This is a genomic window from Kocuria tytonicola (assembly GCF_003687175.1).
Classification (GTDB): Bacteria; Actinomycetota; Actinomycetes; order Actinomycetales; family Micrococcaceae; genus Kocuria; species Kocuria tytonicola.
In genome coordinates this window covers 1-18,124 of sequence record NZ_RDEX01000004.1, presented here as the reverse complement: position 1 = coordinate 18,124, position 18,124 = coordinate 1, and the positions used below count along the sequence as shown (strand labels likewise).

Genomic DNA, 18,124 nt, shown 5'->3' with positions numbered 1-18,124 from the left:
CCTGGTGACGATTGCCAGCGGGCGCCACGAGCACCTGCGGCGTCAGCGCGAGTGGGTGGCCGCCCAGAGTGAGCCACCGCTCGTCCACGTGGTGGTGAGCATGGGGGATCCCGGGATCCACGAGGTGGCGCGGGCGCGCAGCGAGGTGCCCACGGACGTCGTGGACTGCCTCGTGGCGGACGGGCTCCCGCTCGCGGCGGCGCGCAACGCGGGGGTGTCCCGCGCCGCGGCCCTCGGAGCGGACCGTGTGGTGCTGCTGGACGTGGACTGCCTCCCGCACCGTGACCTGGTGCGGGACTACGCGCGGGCACTGGAGCGGCTGGGGGACAGCCGTGCGGTGGTCAGCGGGCGCGTGCAGTACCTGCCCGAGGGCATGGCGGAGGCCGACTACACACCCGGGCGGGTCGCCCGGGTGGGGCGCGACCACGCGGTGCGGGTGCTGCCCGCTCCCGGGGAGCTGGAGCGCGCGGACCCGCGCCTGCTGTGGTCCCTCTCCATGGCGTGCACGGTGGCCACGTGGGACGCCGCCGGGGGCTTCGACGAGCGCTACGTGGGCTACGGCGGCGAGGACACCGACTTCGGCCAGCGACTCGCCGCGGCGGGGGGCCAGCTGTGGTGGCTGGGCGGGGCCGCCGCCTACCACCAGTACCACCCCACCCAGTCGCCGCCGGTCCAGCACGCCGCCGCGATCGCACGCAACGCCAACCTCTTCCGGCGCACGTGGGGGTTCGATCCCATGGAGGGCTGGCTGCGGGAACTGGCGGCGCTGGGGCACGTCACGCGCACGGGGGAGGACTGGCAGATTGTCGAACACGGTTCGAACAATGATGCGTGAGCTTACTATTATGCTCGTGGGGTGAATTCCCGTCACCCCGACATCTCCCTGGCCCTGATCAACGACTACCCGGTGGTCGTGGAGGGGGTCGCGCGCATGCTGGCCGGCCATCCGCGGCTGCAGGTCGTGGAGCTGGACTCCGGACACACTCCACGGGACACCGCTCACGTGGTGCTCTACGACGCCTTTGCCGCCACCAACCGCGGCGCGCGGGAGATACGTCAGCTGCTGGACGACCCCCGGTGCCACAAGGTGGTCATGTACACGTGGAACGTGGAGGCGGACCAGGTGGACGACGCACTGGGGCTCGGCATGCACGGGTACCTCTCCAAACAGCTCAGCGCCGCGGCGCTCGGGGACGCGCTGGTGCGCGTGCACGAGGGGGAACGAGTAGTGCTCCCCGAGCCCGTGCGCGAGGGCATCGCCCCGCCGGACTGGCCGGGACGCGGCGAGGGGCTGTCCGCACGCGAGGCGGAGGTGGTGGCGCTCATCACCCAGGGGTTCACGAACGACGAGATCGCCCGCAGCTGCTACCTCAGCATCAACTCCGTGAAGTCCTACATCCGCTCCGCCTACCGCAAGATGGGCGTGGAGCGGCGCAGCCAGGCGGTGCTGTGGGGCGTGCAGCACGGCATGGACCCCAGCAGTCAGCACCGCCGCGTCACCATGGTCTGAGTCCGCTCCTGGCCTGGTGGGCAGACCTCGCACCACTGGCCCCGGGCCACCGGAACACCGGACCGCGGAGTCCGGCACGCGCGGTTCGGGGTTTTCACCCCGGCAGGTGGGCGACACGACCCCGCGCCTCGGGGCACAATGACTCCATGACTGATGACAAGTTCGCAGCAGACAGGAAAGCACAGGAACTCGCCGGCGAAGAGGGCGGTTTCCCCGAGCAGGAGCAGACTCCTCCCGGTCTCTCCACCGACATGACCCCGTTCCCGGACCACGGCGAGGAGAACTGGGTGGGCCGCGGCCGCCTGGAAGGCCTGAAGGCCCTGGTGACCGGCGGCGACTCCGGCATCGGGCGCGCGGTGGCCATCGCGTTCGCGCGCGAGGGCGCGGACGTGGCCATCAACTACCTCCCCGAGGAGGAGTCCGACGCCCAGGACACCCGCCAGTGGATCGAGAAGGCCGGGCGCACCGCCGTCCTGCTCCCCGCGGACCTGCGCGAGGAGAGCCAGGCCCGCGGCGTCGTGGACCAGGCGGCGGAGAAGCTGGGTGGCCTGGACATCCTGGTCAACAATGCCGGGTTCCAGTGGGCACGCCGGGACGGTGGCCTGCAGGGGCTGAAGACGGAAGAGATGGACCGGGTCTTCAAGACCAACCTCTACGCCCTGTTCTGGGTCTCGCAGCAGGCACTGTCCTACCTCGAGGAGGGCTCCTCGATCATCAACGTGAGCTCCATCCAGGCGTACGACCCCTCCGAGAACCTGATCGACTACGCCTCCACCAAGGCCGCGATCAACAACTTCACGGTCAACCTGGCCAGTGAGCTGGGCGAGAAGGGCATCCGCGTCAACGCGGTGGCTCCGGGCCCCATCTGGACACCGCTGCAGCCCGCCACCAAGGCCGGTGAGGGGATGCCCCAGTTCGGTGGCGACACCCCGCTGGGCCGCGCGGGCCAGCCCTCGGAGCTCGCCGGGGCGTTCGTGTTCCTCGCGAGCCCCGCGGAGGCGTCCTACGTCTCCGGCACGGTGATCGGTGTGACCGGCGGCAAGCCGGTCTTCTGATCCCTCGAGGATCGTGAGCGGCGTGACGGGCGGAACGGTAGCACCGTTCCGCCCGTCGTCGTGTCCAGGGACCACGTGCACGGGAGCGGGGCCAGCATCATGACCACCACCATGCAGCGCCGCCTGGGTCTGGGGGACGCCGTGGCGATCGGCCTGGGCTCGATGATCGGGGCGGGCGTCTTCGTCGTCTTCGCCCCCGCCGCGGCGGCCGCGGGATCCTGGTTGCCCCTCTCCCTGCTCATCGCGGGGGCGGTCGCGCTGTGCAACGCGCTGTCCTCCGCCCAGCTGGCCGCCCAGTACCCTGTGGCGGGCGGCAGCTACGTCTACGGACGGGAACGGCTGGGGCCCTGGCCGGGGTTCCTGGCCGGCTGGTGCTTCGTCACGGGCAAGACGGCCAGCTGCGCGGCCATGGCCATGACGTTCGCCGCCTACACCGTCGATGCGTCCTGGCAGCGGCCCGTGGCGGCGCTCGCCGTCATCGTGCTCGTGAGCGTCAACTGCCTGGGCGTGACACGCACGGCGGCCGCCACGAAGCTCCTGGTGGGCGTGGTGCTCGCGGTCCTGGCGGTGGTGGTCGTCGCGGGTGCACTCTCCGACCGCGCGCGCACGGCTGCGCTGTTCGCGTCCGCGCCGCCGGGAGGAGCGTACGGGCTCCTGCAGGCAGGGGGTCTGCTCTTCTTCGCGTTCGCAGGCTACGCGCGCATCGCCACGATGGGGGAGGAGGTCCGCGATCCCGCCCGCACCATCCCACGGGCCATCGTGACCGCGCTGCTCGGCGCTCTGCTCGTCTACGGCGGGCTCGCCCTGCTCGCCCTCACCGTCCTCGGGCCGGATGCGCTCGCCCGTACGACGACGCCGCTCGCGGACCTCGCCGCGGCGGGCGGTCTCACGTGGACCACCCCCGTGGTGCGCGTAGGGGCCGCGGCAGCGACCCTGGGTGCGCTGCTCGCAGGCGTCGCAGGCATCGCCCGCACGTCGCTCGCAATGGCCCGCACTGCGGACCTGCCCCGGGCCCTGGCCGTGCTGGACGACCGCCACGGGATTCCCCGCCGGGCGGAGATCGCCCTGGCGCTCGTGGTCGTGGTCCTCGTGCTGACGGTGGACGTCCGCGGGGTGGTCGGCTTCTCGTCCTTCGGCGTGCTGCTCTACTACCTCGTGGCGAATCTCAGCGCGGTTACCCAGACCGGGGAGCACCGACGGTATCCGAGGGCCGTTCCCGTCACGGGCGCGGTGCTGTGCACGGTGCTCGTGGTGACGCTACCGGCCGGTTCCGTGGGTGTGGGCATCCTCGTGCTCGTCGTGGGCATCGCCTGCCGCGCCGTGCGGGTGCGGGCGCGCTGACGACGCTCAGCGCTCGTTGTTGCGCCGCGCGGCCCGGTTCCCGAGGAAACTCAGTGCGTCCACCACGGTGGAAGCCAGCCGTCTCCTGGCGGCGGCACCCGCCACGAGGTGCGTCTGGTGGGAAGCGGCCGAAGGCAGCAGCCGGTTGGCGACACCGAGGGCGCGCACCGTCAGTCCGGGAGCCACCCCGCGCACGCGCTGCGCGATCTTCGGCAGCCATCCCACCAGGACCACGGGGCGCCCCGCCAGTACGCCGTCCACGATGAGGCGCGCCGCGCGGTCCGCGTTCATGGACAGCACCGGCAGGGACGCCGAGGGAGCGAACCACGCATACTCCTTCTCCGAGCTCCCCGTGAAGAACGCGTGCTCGTGAGACCCGGTGCGCATGAGCCCGGGGTCAATGCTGGTGGCGGTGACACCCGTTCCGGACAGCGACGCCGCGAGGCCCTCCGTGAAACCGACGGCTCCGAACTTGGCCGTGCTGTACGGCAGCAGGTGCGGCACGGACACGAGCCCGCCCACGGAGGCCACGGTGCCGATCCGACCCCTGCCCCGTTCGCGCATCCCCGGCAGGACCGCCAGCGCCGTGTGCACCGGGCCCATGGTCATGGTGTTCACCGCATCCCGGACGTGCTCCACGGTGACCCCCTCCACCGGGCCCACCTGGATGATCCCGGCCACGGTGATGAGAACCTCCACGGGGCCCAGGTCGCGTTCCACGCTCTCCACGAGACCGGAGACCTGCTCAGCGTCGCCCACGTCGCACACGTAGTCGCGGACGGTGCCGCGACGGGCCAGCCGGGCACGGGCCCGCGTGAGCTCCGCGGCATCACGCGCGCAGATGGCGACCTCGTAACCGCGCAGGAGGAGTTCTTCGGCCACGAGCATTCCCAGTCCGCGGGACGCTCCGGCCACGAGGGCAACACGAGACGATGCAGTCATGCCGCTACGCTACCGGGCCCGGACGAGTCGCCGGACCCCCGGAGGGGTGGTGCCGTCCGCTGCGGATCATGGTTGACTGAGGCAATGCGAGCACTGACATGGCAAGGACTCGGCGACGTCCGGGTCGAGAACGTTCCGGACCCCGTCCTGCAGGACCCCACCGACGCGATCGTCAGGGTGACCTCCACTGCGATCTGCGGCTCCGACCTGCACCTCTACGGGGTGCTGGGCCCGTACCTGCAGAAGGACTACGTGCTGGGCCACGAGTTCATGGGCATCGTGGAGGAGGTGGGCCCCGGTGTGGAGCACCTGGCACCCGGGGACCGCGTGGTGGTGCCGTTCGTGATTGCGTGCGGGCACTGCTGGATGTGCGACCGCGGGCTGTTCGCGGCGTGCGAGACCACCCAGATCCGGGAGATGGGCACCGGCGCGGCCCTGTTCGGCTTCTCCTCCCTGTACGGCTCCGTGCCGGGTGGCCAGGCCGAGCGCGTGCGCGTTCCGCACGCGGACTTCGGTCCCGTGAAGCTGCCCCAGAACTTCGACGACGAGCGCTTCCTCTACCTCAGCGACATCCTGCCCACGGCGTGGCAGGGCGTGAAGTACGCGAACGTGGGGACTGAGGACACCCTGGCCGTGCTCGGTCTCGGCCCCGTGGGACAGCTGGCGGTGCGCTCCGCGAAGCTGCAGGGCGTGCAGCGCATCATCGCGGTGGACCTCGTGGACGAGCGCCTGGCCCTGGCCGAGAGCTGGGGCGTGGAGACCGTGGACCTGCGCCAGGTGGACGACGTCTCCGAGACGCTGCGCGAGATGACCGACGGCCGCGGCCCGGACGGTGTCCTGGACGCGGTGGGCATGGAGGCCCACGGCAACCCGATTGCGGAGAAGATCGTCGCGGGCGCGGCGCGCCTGCCCAAGCCGCTGGGTCGCAAGGCCATCGAGACCGCCGGGATCGACCGTCTGGACGCACTGCACACCGCCATCCACAGCGTGCGCCGCGCGGGCACGGTGTCCCTCTCGGGCGTGTACGGTGGGATGGCCGATCCCATGCCCATGATGGAGATGTTCGACAAGGGCATCACCATGCGCATGGGCCAGTGCCACGTGCGCCACTGGACCGACGAGCTGCTGCAGGTGCTGAGTCAGCCGGAGGACGTCCTGGGCGTGGAGTCCCTGGCCACCCACCACGTGTCCCTGGAGGACGCACCGGAGGCGTACAAGATGTTCCAGGAGAAGAAGGACGGCTGCATCAAGGTGGTGTTGAAGCCGTGACCGCCGTCCAGCGCTGGGCCGCCACGGCACCCCGCCGCGGGGTGGACCGTCTCATCCGCGCCTACCAGCGACACCTCTCGCCGCGCAAGGGGTACACCTGCGCGCACCTGGTGGCCCGGGGCGGGCAGTCCTGCTCCGCCGCGGTGCGGGGCATCGTCGCGCAGCAGGGTGTGATCCGGGGCGTCGTGCCCACCATGGCGCGTTTCGTGGCCTGCTACCGTGCGGCGCTGCTGCTCGGCTCGGGTGGCAACGTGAGTGGGGTCTGCTGCTGCGGGCCCATCCCCATCCCGTTCCGGTTCTGACCGGGACTCGACCAGCCCCTCTCCTCCACGGCGTGTCCGTGCGGGGGAGGGGCTTGCTCATGGGCAGAGCTCTCCGGGTCGGGGACTGCCGGACAGGAAAAATGCAGGGCCCGGATCGACACTTCTGTGCCGATCCGGGCCCTGCATCCCGATCTCGTGGGGTGAGCGACGGGGGTTGAACCCGCGACCTCCTGGACCACAACCAGGCGCTCTGCCGACTGAGCTACGCCCACCATGCAACCCGTTGAAGAATCCTGCGATCCCTCCGGGCAACGACGACCACTATAGCGCACCACCGGGCGTAATCCCGCATCGGCGGGAGGGGCTCAGCGCGCCGTGCGCGTGGGTGAGGCCTGGATCAGGGCCGCGACTCTGCGGGCGTCGTCGGACGTGGGGCCCGGATCCCCGGGGAAGAGGACGTGGCGGTAGTAGCGCAGCTCGTCGATGGAGTCCTCGATGTCCCCGAGCGCACGGTGGTTGCCGGTCTTCTCCGGGGCCTGGAAGTATGCCCGCGGGTACCAGCGCCGGGCGAGTTCCTTGAGGGTGGAGACGTCGATGATCCGGTAGTGCAGGTGCTCCACCAGCTCCGGCATGTCCCGGGAGAGGAAGGTCTTGTCCGTCCCCACCGAGTTGCCCCCCAGCGGGGCCTTGCCGGGCTCGGGAACCCACTCGCGGATGTAGTCCAGCACCATGGCCTGCGCCTGGGCCATGTTCATACCGTTCTCGAGCTCGGGGAGCAGCCCGGAATTCTCGTGCATGGTGCGCACGAAGTCGTTCATCTGCTCGAGCGCCGCCTCGGGGGGCCGGATCACCACGTCCACGCCGCTGCCGAGCACGTTCAGCTCGTCGTCGGTCACGAGGGCGGCCACTTCGATCAACGCGTCATCGGACAGGGAGAGCCCCGTCATCTCGCAGTCGATCCACACGATTCTCCGGTTTCCAGTCGTCACGTCCTCCAATCTATCGCGTCCCCGGGGCGCCGCCGCCCGGGGCAACGGCACGCGTCCGGTCCGCTCACGACGTCGCACGATAGGATCGGCCCCGACCTCGCCGCCGCGCCCCCACCCTCGGCGGCACCCTGCCCGGGCCGCCGTGGAGCGCCCCGGCTCCACCACCACCCGGGAGGCCGCAGTGCGCACCACGACCAGGACGTTTCGTCGTCCGGCGCATGCCGCGGCGGCAGGGGAGCAGCCCACGCCCGGGGGCCCCGCGACGTCGTCCTCGTTGCGCCGCACGGTGCTCATGGGCGCGGTCGGATCGGTTCTCGTGCTCCTGGGCTCACTGGGTGTGGGGTGGCTCGCGAACGTGTCGGCACTGCGTCGGAACCCGCTCATCATGTGGATGCGCTTCGAGACCCTGGGCGTGGTGGTGTCCATCGCGCTGCTCGCGCTGGGGTCCATGCTCCTGGTGCGGGAGTGGCTGCGGCTGGGGCAGAAGCTCAGTCCCTGGGGGCCGGGCAGCGCCCGCTGGGTGCTCACCGCGATTGCCGCCTGGACCGTCCCGATGCTCGTGAGCGTGCCGCTGTTCAGCCGGGACGTGTACTCGTACATCGGGCAGGGCCGGGTGATGGCCAGCGGGCTGAACCCCTACGAGTCCGGGGTCTCCTCGATCGACAACTTCTTCCAGCTCGGTGCGGACCAGCTGTGGGCGGAGTCCCCGCCCCCGTACGGCCCGGTGTTCCTGTGGGTCGAGCAGGTCGTGGTCACCGTGACCCACGCGGACCCGGACGCGTCCGTGCTGCTGTTCCGGGCGCTGAACGTGGTGGCCGTGATCGCGTGCATGTGGGTCGTCCCGCGCCTGGCCCGGCTGCACGGCGTGAATCCCCGCCGGGCGCTGTGGCTGTCCGTGGCCAACCCGCTGTTCCTCACGAACTTCGTGGTCGCCGCCCACAACGACGCCATCATGCTCGCCCTGGCCCTGCTGGGCACCTACGCGGCGGCGGTGCAGCGCAACTGGAGGGGCGGGCTCGTGGGCACTACGCTGGTCACCCTGTCCGTGGCCATCAAACCCATCACGGTGGTCTTCCTGCCGTTCGTGGGACTGCTGTGGGCCGGGAGGAACGCCTCCTGGCGTCGGAAGTTCGTGGTCTGGGCGCTGACCCTCGCCTACTCCGTGCTGCTGCTCGGGATCATGGGTGCCGTCAACGGGTTCGGCTTCGGCTGGGTCTCGGCGGTGTCCACGCCCGGGTCCGTGTACATCTGGTACGCCCCCATGGGACTGTTCGGGCTCTTCGCGCAGCTCGTGGCGGACTCCTGGGGCCTGGACGGCTCCGCGTGGATGCATGCCGTGCACTCCGCAGGCACGGCCGTTGCCGCGGGGCTCACCCTCACCCTCATGTTCGTGGGGCGGGACTCCAGGATCTTCCGCCGCCTCGCATGGTCCATGGCGGCGTTCGTGCTGCTCGCACCCATCATCCAGGCGTGGTACGTGGTGTGGCTCATCCCGCTCTTCGCCATCACGGGCATCCGCAACGACTGGCAGGCGGACGTGCTGTTCTTCATCACCGGGTTCTTCACGGTCTACGCGGTCGCGGACCAGCTGGACGTCTTCCCGTACCTGGAGCTGAACCTGATCGCCGCCCGTGTCATCTCCGCGCTGCTGGCCCTCAGCTACGGCCTCTACCTCTGGTTCCTGGACCCGGCCACCCGCCGCATCCAGCGGGGACCGGACGCCGGACTCGCCCGACCCCCGGTGCTGTAGCGGACGACGTCGCCCGCTCCCGGTCCGCACGCGCCGGCGGCCCCGCTCCAGGAGGGAACGGGGCCGCCGGTGTGCGCGTGGCGTGGCTCAGACGCCGTAGTACAGCTGGAACTCCAACGGGTGGGGCACCTGCGCGAGGGGCTTGAGCTCGAACTCGCGCTTGTACTCGATCCAGGACTCGATCAGGTCCTCGGTGAACACGTCACCGGCGAGCAGGAACTCGTGGTCCTCCTCCAGGGCCTGCAGGGCCTCCTCGAGGCTGCCCGGGGCCTTCTTGATGTCCTTGGCCTCCTCGGGGGGCAGCTCGTAGAGATCCTTGTCCACGGGGTCCGCGGGCTCGATGCGGTTGCGGATGCCGTCCAGCCCGGCCATGAGCTGCGCGGCGAACGCGAGGTACGGATTGCACGAGGGGTCCGGGGCGCGGAACTCCAGGCGTTTGGCCTTGGGGTTGGTGCCGGTGATGGGGATGCGGATGCCCGCGGAGCGGTTGCCCTGGGAGTAGACCATGTTCACCGGGGCCTCGAAGCCCTTGACCAGACGGCGGTAGGAGTTCACGGTGGGGTTCGTGAACGCCAGCACCGCGGAGGAGTGCTCCAGCAGCCCGCCGATGTACCAGCGGGCCAGGTCGGAGAGACCCGCATAGCCCTTCTCGTCGTAGAACAGCGGCTCGCCGCCCTTCCACAGGGACTGGTGGCAGTGCATGCCGGAGCCGTTGTCGTTGAACACCGGCTTGGGCATGAAGGTGACGGTCTTGCCGAAGGCGTCAGCGGTGTTCTTGATGACGTACTTGAACTTCAGCAGGTCGTCCGCCGCGGCGGTCAGGGTGGAGAACTTGTAGTTGATCTCCGCCTGGCCGGAGGCGCCCACCTCGTGGTGGGAGCGCTCCACCTCGAGCCCCACGTCGTCCAGAGCCACGCACATGGCGTCGCGCAGGTCCACCTGCTTGTCCACGGGGGAGACGGGGAAGTAGCCGCCCTTGACCGCGGTCTTGTTGGCCAGGTTGCCGCCCTCCTCCTTGCGGCCGCTGTTCCAGGGCGCCTCCTCGGAGTCCAGCTTGTAGAACGTGGACTCGGGGCTCACCTGGAAGCGGGCGTCGTCGAACACGAAGAACTCGGCCTCGGAGGCGAAGTTGGCGGTGTCCGCGATCCCGGAGGACTGCAGGTACGCCTCGGCGCGCTCGGCCACGCCGCGGGGATCGCGGTGGTAGGGCTCACCGGTGCGGGGGTTCACGATGGAGCAGGTCACCACCAGGGTCTTCTCCACGCGGAAGGGATCCACGAAGGCGGACTGGGGGTCCGGGATCAGCTGCATGTCGGACTCGGCAATGCCCTGGAAGCCGCGGATCGAGGACCCGTCGAAGAGCTGGCCGTCCGTGAAGAAATCCTCGTCCACCGCCTTGGCCGGCAGGTTGAAGTGCTGCTGCACCCCGGGCATGTCCGTGAAGCGGAGGTCGACGAACACGACGTCTTCGTCCTTGAGGAATGCCAGAACTTCTTCGGCTGATTGGAACATGGACCTGTTCTCCTTCTCTGTGGGCGTCCGATCGACGCCGCGGCGCTCCTCAGGAGCAGCCGCGGCCGTTCGGTTCTGGTGTCCAGCGTAGGAACCTGGCGTTGCCCGTCCGTCACACTCGTGTTTCAGGCGTGTAACGGCCGTGGCGGGTCGCCGACCGGTCAGTGACGACCGCCAGTCTAGTCGGGCTGCGTCCCGGGGTCGGGGGCGCCCGATAGGGTGAGGACATGATTTCTCGCCAGGACATGGGCTCGTGGCTCGACGGCGCACCCCACGACGGGCCTCCCCACCCCGGACAGCGGCTCGGGCGGCCCCCGGAGGGCCCCGCGTCCATCGCCCGGTTCCCGGCCCGCCTGGTGGCCCTGCTGGTGGACTGGGCGCTGTCCCTGCTCCTGGCCACGGTGTTCCTGAGCCGGTGGAACGGGTCCGGGCTCATGAACCTGGCCGTGTTCTTCGTGCTCACCACGCTGATGGTGGGGTTCTTCGGCCGCAGCCCGGGGCACTGGCTCGTGGGACTGCAGGTGCAGACGATGAACGGCCGCCCCGCCGGATTCGGCAGAGCGGCCGTTCGGACCCTCCTGGTGTGCCTCGTGGTCCCGCCGCTCGTCGCGGACGAGGACCAGCGGGGCCTGCACGACCGCGCGGTGGACACCGTCCTGGTGCGCGTGCGCTGAGAGGATGGTGCGATGACGGGCCTCAGCGCCCGCGCATGCCCTTGCGGTCCGGGCGGGCGCGCATGGGATCCACGCCCTTGGGAATGGGAAGCCGGTTCTGCAGGGTGTTCATGCGGCGGTGCACCACCTGCACCTCCTGCTTGGTGAGCTTGTTCTCCAGCCCGCGCATCTGCTTCGCGAGCTTGTTGAGGGGCACCTGGCCCTCGCCGTTGCCGGACTTGATCACGTGGATCGGCACGTTCTGGATCACGGGGCCGATGCGCCGGCGTTCCTTGGTCACGAGCTTGTCCACACGGTTCACGGGACCTTCAGTGATGAACACGACGCCGGGGCGCCCCACGGCGCGGAAGAGCAGGTCCTTGGACTTGGGGTCCATGGCGGCCGGCTGCTCCTCCACGATCCAGCCGCGCTTGAGCGTGGACAGCGCGGCCCCGGCGGCTCCGGGCTGGCCCTCGATGCGGGAGAACGCGGCGCGCTCCGCCCTGCGGGACAGCAGGATCACCGCCGCCAGCACGGCGAACGGGACGCCGATCAGCAGCCACGTGATCCAGTTGCCCAGGGCCACACCGATCAGCAGGAACACCAGGAGCACGGCGAGGCCCAGCAGGATCATCCACCACAGGATGTTCGGCTCGCGCTCGCGGGTCATCTGGAAGACCTGCTTCATCTGCGAGAAGACGCCGGGTCCCTTGGCCGCCCTGCGCTGGCGCTTCTCCTCGCGCTTGCGGTCGCGTTCGGCGGCCTTGGCCTTGGTGGACGTGGCTGGTGACACGGTGGTTCCTCGCAGTCGCTGATAGGGGATCGGGGTCATTCTAGCCGCTGCCGTCGGGCCCCGCCGGAACGGCACCGTCCGGCGCCCGTCCCGGGACGTGGCACGACGACGCCGCCCGGGCGGGGCGGCGTCGTCGTGCGGTGGAGCGGGTGGGGCGTCAGCCCAGGCGGGCGAGCAGCGAGGACGCCTCCTGGGTGGCGGAACCGGAGTCGTCGATGTGGGAGAGGTGCTCCGGGATCTCGCGGCCCATCTTCTTCATGGCGCGCGCCCACAGCTTGCCGGCGCGGTAACTGGAACGGACCATCGGCCCGGCCATGACGCCCAGGAAGCCGATCTCCTCGGCGGCGTTGGAGAGCTCCACGAACGTCTCGGGCTTCACCCAGCGGTCGATCGGGTGGAACGTGGGGCCCGGGCGCAGGTACTGGGTGAGCGTGATGAGGTCGCAGCCGGCGTCGTGGAGGTCGCACAGCGCCTCGTAAACCTCGTCGTCGGTCTCGCCCATGCCCAGGATCAGGTTGGACTTCACGATCATGCCGTTCTCCTTGCCCTGCGTGAGCACATCCAGGGAGCGCTCGTACGCGAAGGCCGGGCGGATCTGCTTGAAGATCCGGGGCACGGTCTCGAGGTTGTGGGCGAAGACCTCGGGCTGGGCGTCGATGACCTGCTGGACGGCGTCCGGCTGGCCCTTGAAGTCCGGGATCAGGATCTCCACGCCCGTGCTGGGGTTCATGGTGTGAATGGCGCGGATGGTCTCCGCGTTGAGCCATGCGCCACCGTCCGCGAGGTCGTCACGGGCCACGGAGGTGACCGTGGCGTAGCGCAACCCCAGGTCACGCACGGACTCGGCCACCTTGCGGGGCTCGGCCACGTCCACGATGCCGGGCTTGCCGGTGGCGATGTCGCAGAAGTCGCAGCGCCGCGTGCAGGTGTCCCCGCCGATCAGGAACGTGGCCTCACGGTCCTCCCAGCACTCGTAGATGTTGGGACACCCGGCCTCCTCGCACACCGTGTGCAGGCCACGGCCGCGGGCCATGGACTTCAGCTCGGTGAACTGGGGGCCCATCTTGGCCGTGTTCTTCAACCACGACGGCTTCTTCTCGATGGGCACCTCGGCATTGCGCGCCTCGACGCGCAGCAGCTTGCGGCCTTCGGGTGCGATGGTCATGGGTTCTCCTCGCTGGTGGCGCTGACGGGGTCCGGTCCGCGGGGTTCGCGGGAGCGGGCCAGGGCAGGACTGGGGCTCTCGGGGCGGCTCAGGACGCCGCGGTGGCGGTGGCCCCGGGTGCTGTGGAACGGTGCTCGGGGCGGTGCAGGAGCACCGGGGGAGCCGGCGTGTCCGGCTCGAAAGGGACGCACAGGTCTGCCTCACGGGTCGACAGCTCCTGCTCCATACGCTCCACAACGTCCGCGGGGTCGATCCGATTCCCGGTCTCCTCGCTGAGGGAGGTGACCCCCGCGTCGGTGATCCCGCACGGGATGATCTTGCCGAACGGGCGCAGGTCGTTGGAGCAGTTCAGGGCGAAGCCGTGCATCGTGGCCCGCTTGGAGACCTGCACGCCGATGGCGGAGATCTTCCGGTCGGGGCCCCGCTCGTCCGCGAGCACCCACGCACCGGAACGGTCCTCCACGGTGGTGGCCGGGACACCGAAGTCCCGCACCACGGCGATGATGACCTCCTCCAGGACGCGCACGAAGCGCACCACGTCCAGGGGAATGGGCAGGCGCACGATGGGATACCCCACGAGCATTCCGGGACCGTGGTAGGTGAGCTTGCCGCCTCGTCCGATGGGCACCACCTCTGTGCCGTCCCACGGGTACTCGTGCTGCTCCGTGCGGCGTCCGGCGGTGTAGACGGGATCGTGCTCGACCATCAGGACGGTGTTGCCACGGGTGCCGGCCACGACCTCCTGGTGGACCTGCCGCTGCAGGTCCAGGCACTCGCGGTAGTTCACTAGCTCAGGGGCCATACCGATGCGTTCGAAGTGCAGAGCCATTCATCCACCCTATCCCCTCGCCCAGCCTGTGGATAACGTGAGCGCGCACACGGGTGACGGGGCACAGTGGTGCCATGCAGCACGAACACCCACCCCAGACATCCGGTGACAGGACCGCGGGCGCCCCCGGCTCCGGGGGGCCACGTCGCCGCAGCGCCCGAGACCGCGTGCTCGCGGCGCGGGGCACCGCGGGGGAGACTCGGGAGCCGGAGGCTCCCCCGGGGGCGGCGGCTCCGACCGCGGCCGCGCCGGACCCGGTGGAGCACGTGGGGGAGACGACGGCCGGTCCGGTGGACCCGGCCGACGCGTCACGCCACGAGGGTCTGGAACTGGAGGAGAGGCTCGGCGAGGGGGAGGGCACACGGACGTGGCGTGCCCGGGAGCGCAGCACGCGGGAGGAGTTCGCAGTGACCTTCGCCGTGCTGGCGGATCCCGTGCAGCGCCGTGTCCTCGAAGCACGGTTCGGCGAGCTCGCGGAGCAGTGGTCCGGCGAGGAGCACCCCCATCTCGTGAGGGTGCGTGCCACTCTGGGGGAGGCAGACCGCCCCGCGGCGCTCGTCACCGAGTACGCGGAGGGGGTCACGCTCGCCGAGCGCATGCGCTCGGAGGGTCGGCTGGCACCGGAGGAGGTCTCCCCGGTGCTGGCCGCGGCGGCACGGGCGCTCTCCCGGCTGCACGAGCGGGGATGGGTGCACGGGCGGCTCGCGGCCGAGCACGTGCTGCTCACCCCTGAGCGCGGCGTCCTCGTGGACGGGTACGGGGCCCGCAGCGGGGCGCGCTGTCCCGGCCCGGCGTGGGGTCTCGGGGAGCGCCCGGAGTCGCCTGCCGCGTTCACGCACCGGGCTCGGGCGCAAGGGCCCGTTCTCGAACCGGACGTGCCGGCACCCGGGGCCCACGACGACGCCGCGGGGCCGGGGCGCGGGACGGCCGCACCCGGTGCAGACCCGACCGGGAGCCCCGGAGTCCCCCGGAGCCCCGGGGAGTCCACGCTTCCGGGGAGGGTGGAGAAATCCGGGGAAACCGGTGGACTCGGCCCGGCGGAGGACGTCCACGCCCTGGGTGTCATGGGCTGGCGCGCCCTCACGGGACGACTGCCCGGGCCCGACTCCCACCGCGTGCCTCTGACCCTGATGTGCCCCACCGCCCCGCGCCACCTGGTGCTGATGCTCGAGGCCGCCCTGTGCGACGACCCCGCCGAACGGCCCGCCGCACACGAACTCGCTGCGGGGTTCGACGCGGCAGCGCCCCTACCCGGACCCCCGCGGCGCCCTCGTCGGCCCGAGGAACGGATGACCCCGGAGGTGATCCGCGCGGACGGCACGGTGGTGCGCTCGCGACGGGTGTGGCGGCCACTCCGTGCAGAGCACCCTTCAAGTTCCGGGGGCGGGGACGTGAGGAGAGACCACCGAGGCCGGGGTGGGGGCCGCGTCCGAGGGAACGGTGGCCGGCGGGCCGGTTCCCACGGGCACTCCGCAGGTGTCCTGGCCTCCGAGGCGGCGCTCTCGCACCCGGGACGCCGCTGGTGGCCGGCGCTCGCGGCTGCGCTCGTGGTGGTTGCCACGGTGTGGGGGCTGGCCCGGTGGGCCGCTCCCGGAGACGTGGTGGCGGACCCGGCGTCGTCGGCGGCCTCCCTCGGGCGGGAGAGCGCCGCGGGAGCCGCCACGGACGAGACCGGTGCGGGCGGGGAGCGAGGATCGGAGGGGCGGACGCCCACCCCTCGTCCCAGTGGTGCCCGCCCTGGGTCCCCGCAGTCGACGGCCGGATCCTCGGGGCAGGCACAGGACCGTGGGTCCCCCGGCAGGAGCACCGGTTCGGGGGCCCCACATGCCCCCGGGGCCAGCATGCAGGACCTCGAGCGCGAAGCGCAGCAGGCCGTACGGGACCTCGTGGCGGCCCGCGCGGCAGCGCTCTCGGCGGGCGACGAGTCCGCGGTCGCTTCCGTGTACGTTCCCGGGTCCCGGCTGGCGGCGAAGGACCGGGAGGTCATCCGGCGGGCGGGTGCCCAGGACACGGGTGGAACGGGATTCACCGCCTTCTCCGGAATCAGCATGGACGTGGTGGAGCTCAGGGAAGAGAGCACGGCCCGCGGCCCCCACGTGTCCCCCGCCGAGGCGGCGAGGACGCGAACCTACCGAACGGAGGTGGTGACGCGGGGATGGCACGGGGGCGTGCCGACGGGAGCCCACGTGACGCGGAAGGGCGGGGAGGCGGTCCAGACCCTGCGGATCTCGGTGGTGCAGACGCCCGAGGGGTGGAAACTCACCGATGTCACCCCCGTGGCGGACGGTCGGTGACCAGGGGAGTCCACCCGTCGGCGTGCCGAGTGGGGGTGCCGTTCCGACCGGCAGGCCCGGGACGGCAGAGGACCCCGGTGTCCGCCCCGCGCTGCGGCGGGGCGGACACCGGGGTCCGTCAGGAACGTGCCGGGTGGGTGGCCCGGTGGGGGCTCACCAGAAGACGGCCACCGCCGCGTTGATGAGCGCCATGCCGCCCACGGCGTGGGCCAGGCCCGTGGAGACCGGCTCGCCACGCCGGGTCTTGCGCATGCCGATGAACGCGGCCACGAGCACCACCAGCAGGATGACCAGCTTGAGACCGATCTTCGCGTAGTTGATGTCGCCGCCGTTCATCTCGTGGTAGCCCACCATGCCCAGTCCTGTGACCAGCATCAGGACGGCGGCCCAGAACTGCGCCACGGTCACGGTGGGGCGCTTCATGGTGTAGAACCAGGTGCCCACGATCACGGCCACGCCCACGATGTGCAGGAAGATGAGGAGATTCAGGAGGAAAGTCATGCTTCGAGGGTAGCCGAGCCCCCGGCCCGGAGCCGGCAGCACGAGGGCCCGGGGCATGGTGTGCGTGATGCACTCCACACTCCGGGCCCCCTGTGCTGGCCTGCCCTACCGCTCACGGCCCCCGGTGCTCACGAGGACTGCTCGCCGGTCCCGGGGCCGTGGACGCGGGGTGGTCTCAGAGACCCACCTCGGACTCGAACTGGCCCGCCTCCAGGCGCTTCTTCAGCGTGCTGAGGAAACGACCCGCGTCCGCGCCGTCCACCAGGCGGTGGTCGTAGGTCAGGGACAAGTAGCACATGTGGCGGATGGCAATGGTGTCGTTGCCGTCCGCGTCCGTGATGACCATGGGCCGCTTCACGATGGAACCGGTGCCTAGGATGCCCACCTGCGGCTGGTTGATGATCGGGGTGTCGAACAGCGCGCCGAACGAGCCGATGTTCGTGATGGTGAACGTGCCACCGGTCAGCGCATCCGGGGAGATGCTGCCGTCCTTGGCCGCGCCACCCAGCTCCGCGATCTGCTTGGCGAGCCCGCCCAGGTTCAGGTCGCCGGCGTTCTTCACCACGGGCACCAGGAGACCACGGGGGGTGTCCACGGCGATCGCGATGTCCTCGGAGGAGTTGTAGACGATCTCCTTCGAGTCCTCCTTGAACGTGGCGTTGAGCACGGGGTGGGCCTGCAGCGCCTCGGCCACGGCCTTCGCGAAGAAGGGCATGAACGTGAGCTTGGCGCCCTCGCGCTGCTGGAACTGGTCCTTGGCCTTCTGCCGCAGCTTGGCCACTCGGGTCATGTCCACCTCGGTCACCTGGGTGAGCTGGGCGGAGACCTCGAGGGACTCGCGCATGCGCTTGGCAATGGTCATGCGGATGCGGGGAGCCTTCTCGGTGGTGCCGCGCTTGGCGTCCGGAGCCGGAGCGGCCGGAGCCTTGCCCGCGCCCTGGGTGGAGACCGCGGGAGCCATGTCCGCCCCGGTGTCCTGGATTGCGGGAGCAGTGGCCTTCTCGGCCTTCTCGGCGGCGGCCAGGACGTCCTGCTTGCGGATGCGACCGCCCACTCCGGTGCCGGTGAGGGTGGAGAGGTCCACGTTCTTCTCGCGGGCCAGCTTGCGCACCAGGGGCGTCACGTACCCGGCCACGTCCTTGGGGCCACCGGAGGGCTGGGAGCCCTCGTGGGAGGACTGCTTGGTGTCGGCCTTCGGGGCCTGCTCGGTCTTCACCTCGGCGGCCTGCTCGGTGTTCTCCCCGGAATCGGCGGTCGT

Annotated in this window: 17 protein-coding genes and 1 tRNA gene; 9 read left to right on the top strand and 9 right to left on the bottom strand. The window is 70.8% G+C overall.

The window, feature by feature from the left end; all coding sequences use genetic code 11:
• The first annotated feature begins 4 nt into the window (after nucleotides 1-4).
• The 4 genes from EAE32_RS11170 (at nucleotide 5) to EAE32_RS11155 (ending at nucleotide 3,906) form a co-directional block, all read left to right on the top strand.
• A complete protein-coding gene (locus EAE32_RS11170) occupies nucleotides 5-835 on the top strand; it encodes a glycosyltransferase family 2 protein (RefSeq protein WP_243635704.1) in 831 nt (276 codons plus the stop codon).
• Between the two features lie 21 nt (nucleotides 836-856).
• Nucleotides 857-1,510: a response regulator transcription factor gene (locus EAE32_RS11165; RefSeq protein ID WP_121846124.1), complete on the top strand. Its 654-nt coding sequence runs from the start codon at nucleotides 857-859 to the stop codon at nucleotides 1,508-1,510.
• A gap of 146 nt (nucleotides 1,511-1,656) precedes the next feature.
• Nucleotides 1,657-2,565, top strand: a complete 909-nt coding sequence (locus EAE32_RS11160) for an SDR family oxidoreductase (protein ID WP_121846123.1) — start codon at nucleotides 1,657-1,659, stop codon at nucleotides 2,563-2,565.
• 99 nt (nucleotides 2,566-2,664) lie between these two features.
• Entirely contained in the window at nucleotides 2,665-3,906 is a 1,242-nt protein-coding gene (locus EAE32_RS11155) for an APC family permease (RefSeq protein WP_121865281.1), read from the top strand.
• Nucleotides 3,907-3,912: 6 nt separating this feature from the next.
• Here the strand turns inward: EAE32_RS11155 and EAE32_RS11150 are convergent, their stop codons facing one another.
• The gene (locus EAE32_RS11150) at nucleotides 3,913-4,848 is read right to left on the bottom strand and encodes an SDR family NAD(P)-dependent oxidoreductase (protein ID WP_121865223.1); all 936 of its coding nucleotides are present in this window, start codon (nucleotides 4,846-4,848) and stop codon (nucleotides 3,913-3,915) included.
• Between the two features lie 84 nt (nucleotides 4,849-4,932).
• On the opposite strand from EAE32_RS11150, the gene EAE32_RS11145 reads away from it, so the two are divergent.
• Nucleotides 4,933-6,117, top strand: a complete 1,185-nt coding sequence (locus EAE32_RS11145; protein WP_121846121.1) for a zinc-dependent alcohol dehydrogenase — start codon at nucleotides 4,933-4,935, stop codon at nucleotides 6,115-6,117.
• Entirely contained in the window at nucleotides 6,114-6,419 is a 306-nt protein-coding gene (gene yidD / locus EAE32_RS11140; protein ID WP_121846120.1) for a membrane protein insertion efficiency factor YidD, read from the top strand. Before EAE32_RS11145 ends, yidD begins: the two co-directional genes overlap by 4 nt.
• 157 nt (nucleotides 6,420-6,576) lie before the next feature.
• Here the strand turns inward: yidD and EAE32_RS11135 are convergent.
• Nucleotides 6,577-6,652, bottom strand: a tRNA-His gene (locus EAE32_RS11135).
• Nucleotides 6,653-6,745: 93 nt separating this feature from the next.
• Nucleotides 6,746-7,369, bottom strand: a complete 624-nt coding sequence (orn, locus tag EAE32_RS11130) for an oligoribonuclease (protein ID WP_276309568.1) — start codon at nucleotides 7,367-7,369, stop codon at nucleotides 6,746-6,748.
• Between the two features lie 181 nt (nucleotides 7,370-7,550).
• Between orn and mptB the strand changes: the two genes are divergently transcribed.
• The gene (gene mptB / locus EAE32_RS11125; protein WP_424321746.1) at nucleotides 7,551-9,119 is read left to right on the top strand and encodes a polyprenol phosphomannose-dependent alpha 1,6 mannosyltransferase MptB; all 1,569 of its coding nucleotides are present in this window, start codon (nucleotides 7,551-7,553) and stop codon (nucleotides 9,117-9,119) included.
• 87 nt (nucleotides 9,120-9,206) lie between these two features.
• Here the strand turns inward: mptB and glnA are convergent, their stop codons facing one another.
• Nucleotides 9,207-10,631 carry a type I glutamate--ammonia ligase gene (glnA, locus tag EAE32_RS11120; protein ID WP_121846384.1) on the bottom strand — a complete coding sequence of 475 codons (1,425 nt, stop codon included), beginning with the start codon at nucleotides 10,629-10,631 and terminating at the stop codon, nucleotides 9,207-9,209.
• Nucleotides 10,632-10,858: 227 nt separating this feature from the next.
• On the opposite strand from glnA, the gene EAE32_RS11115 reads away from it, so the two are divergent.
• Nucleotides 10,859-11,305 carry an RDD family protein gene (locus tag EAE32_RS11115; RefSeq protein ID WP_121846385.1) on the top strand — a complete coding sequence of 149 codons (447 nt, stop codon included), beginning with the start codon at nucleotides 10,859-10,861 and terminating at the stop codon, nucleotides 11,303-11,305.
• A gap of 22 nt (nucleotides 11,306-11,327) precedes the next feature.
• Here EAE32_RS11115 and EAE32_RS11110 read toward each other — a convergent pair whose 3' ends face one another.
• From EAE32_RS11110 to lipB, 3 genes are all read right to left on the bottom strand, one after another.
• Nucleotides 11,328-12,077: a DUF4191 domain-containing protein gene (locus EAE32_RS11110; RefSeq protein ID WP_121865221.1), complete on the bottom strand. Its 750-nt coding sequence runs from the start codon at nucleotides 12,075-12,077 to the stop codon at nucleotides 11,328-11,330.
• A 157-nt stretch (nucleotides 12,078-12,234) separates the two neighbouring features.
• Nucleotides 12,235-13,242, bottom strand: coding sequence for a lipoyl synthase (lipA, locus tag EAE32_RS11105; RefSeq protein ID WP_121846387.1), 1,008 nt, complete (start codon nucleotides 13,240-13,242; stop codon nucleotides 12,235-12,237).
• 88 nt (nucleotides 13,243-13,330) lie between these two features.
• Nucleotides 13,331-14,071 (bottom strand): lipoyl(octanoyl) transferase LipB, encoded by a 741-nt coding sequence (gene lipB / locus EAE32_RS11100; protein ID WP_165860510.1) that lies wholly within the window; start codon nucleotides 14,069-14,071, stop codon nucleotides 13,331-13,333.
• Nucleotides 14,072-14,145: 74 nt separating this feature from the next.
• Between lipB and EAE32_RS11095 the strand changes: the two genes are divergently transcribed.
• Nucleotides 14,146-16,365: a protein kinase gene (locus tag EAE32_RS11095; RefSeq protein ID WP_124035178.1), complete on the top strand. Its 2,220-nt coding sequence runs from the start codon at nucleotides 14,146-14,148 to the stop codon at nucleotides 16,363-16,365.
• Nucleotides 16,366-16,518: 153 nt separating this feature from the next.
• Here the strand turns inward: EAE32_RS11095 and EAE32_RS11090 are convergent, their stop codons facing one another.
• Together EAE32_RS11090 and sucB are read right to left on the bottom strand one after the other, a co-directional pair.
• A complete protein-coding gene (locus tag EAE32_RS11090; RefSeq protein WP_121846361.1) occupies nucleotides 16,519-16,866 on the bottom strand; it encodes a hypothetical protein in 348 nt (115 codons plus the stop codon).
• 175 nt (nucleotides 16,867-17,041) lie between these two features.
• Nucleotides 17,042-18,124, bottom strand: a 1,083-nt coding sequence (sucB, locus tag EAE32_RS11085) for a 2-oxoglutarate dehydrogenase, E2 component, dihydrolipoamide succinyltransferase (protein ID WP_121865219.1), incomplete at its 5' end; no start/stop codon positions are given.

Excerpts from the sequence above, each read along its gene's own strand:
- EAE32_RS11160 (WP_121846123.1), top strand. The coding sequence starts at position 1,657 with ATGACTGATGACAAGTTCGCAGCAGACAGGAAAGCACAGGAACTCGCC.
- EAE32_RS11155 (WP_121865281.1), top strand. The coding sequence starts at position 2,665 with ATGACCACCACCATGCAGCGCCGCCTGGGTCTGGGGGACGCCGTGGCG.
- EAE32_RS11150 (WP_121865223.1), bottom strand. The coding sequence starts at position 4,848 with ATGACTGCATCGTCTCGTGTTGCCCTCGTGGCCGGAGCGTCCCGCGGA.
- EAE32_RS11145 (WP_121846121.1), top strand. The coding sequence starts at position 4,933 with ATGCGAGCACTGACATGGCAAGGACTCGGCGACGTCCGGGTCGAGAAC.
- glnA (WP_121846384.1), bottom strand. The coding sequence starts at position 10,631 with ATGTTCCAATCAGCCGAAGAAGTTCTGGCATTCCTCAAGGACGAAGAC.
- EAE32_RS11115 (WP_121846385.1), top strand. The coding sequence starts at position 10,859 with ATGATTTCTCGCCAGGACATGGGCTCGTGGCTCGACGGCGCACCCCAC.
- lipA (WP_121846387.1), bottom strand. The coding sequence starts at position 13,242 with ATGACCATCGCACCCGAAGGCCGCAAGCTGCTGCGCGTCGAGGCGCGC.
- lipB (WP_165860510.1), bottom strand. The coding sequence starts at position 14,071 with ATGGCTCTGCACTTCGAACGCATCGGTATGGCCCCTGAGCTAGTGAAC.
- EAE32_RS11095 (WP_124035178.1), top strand. The coding sequence starts at position 14,146 with ATGCAGCACGAACACCCACCCCAGACATCCGGTGACAGGACCGCGGGC.
- EAE32_RS11090 (WP_121846361.1), bottom strand. The coding sequence starts at position 16,866 with ATGACTTTCCTCCTGAATCTCCTCATCTTCCTGCACATCGTGGGCGTG.